Below are 258 nucleotides of genomic sequence, written 5' to 3' on the forward strand. Positions count from 1 at the left end.
CTCGGTGCGCTGGCCGACTGGCTGGATGCATCCCCTGCCCCCACGGAACACCCATGAGCACAACCCAAGGATCGAACCCGGCGCAGGCCGGCACGCCGCGCCCGCTGCACCTGGTGACGCGCGAGGAACTCGCTGCCTGGCGCGGCCGGCAACCGCGGTCGCTTGGCCAGTGGATGGAAGCGCACCGCTTCGACGCCGCCGCCGGCACGCTGCTGGTGCTGCCCGGGGACGAGGGCATCGGCGGCGCCGTGCTCGGCG

General features: G+C 74.4%; 1 pseudogene. It reads left to right on the plus strand.

The features are described 5' to 3' along the window. Window positions 1-53: 53 nt before the first annotated feature. Window positions 54-258 (plus strand): annotated as a pseudogene (locus tag QAA18_RS08040) (hypothetical protein); the annotation flags it as partial.

Origin of the sequence: Luteimonas sp. 8-5 (assembly GCF_029763755.1) — a bacterium.
GTDB lineage: Bacteria > Pseudomonadota > Gammaproteobacteria > Xanthomonadales > Xanthomonadaceae > Cognatiluteimonas.